General features: G+C 56.8%; 1 protein-coding gene. It reads left to right on the top strand.

Going from position 1 to position 241, the window contains the following annotated elements; translation table 11 throughout:
- The coding region (locus Q4519_RS22050; protein WP_303516121.1) for a hypothetical protein at window positions 1-241 on the top strand (241 nt) is incomplete at both ends.

The following is a 241-nucleotide window of genomic DNA, read 5'->3' as shown; positions in this document are numbered from 1 at the left end:
AGATGCTGCAGACGAAGCTCGTTTAGCGGATGAAGCACATTCGGCTGAATTAGAGAGTTTCGCGGCGGAAGCACAAGCGGCAGAAGAAGCGAGTTTAGCGGCGGAAGCACAGGCTGCTGAAGAAGCGCGTTTAGCGGCGGAAGCACATGCTGCGGAAGAAGCGCGGTTAGAGTCGACAGAACAGGCGGAAGAAGTAGTAAGAGTTTACGCGTCGGTCGCGGCAGGGGAAGTAGAGGGGGTG

This window comes from Motilimonas sp. 1_MG-2023, assembly GCF_030547455.1.
Classification (GTDB): Bacteria; Pseudomonadota; Gammaproteobacteria; order Enterobacterales; family CBDFNC01; genus Motilimonas.
Note: the sequence above shows the minus strand (reverse complement) of the source record. Positions and strands in the feature narration are given on the sequence as shown.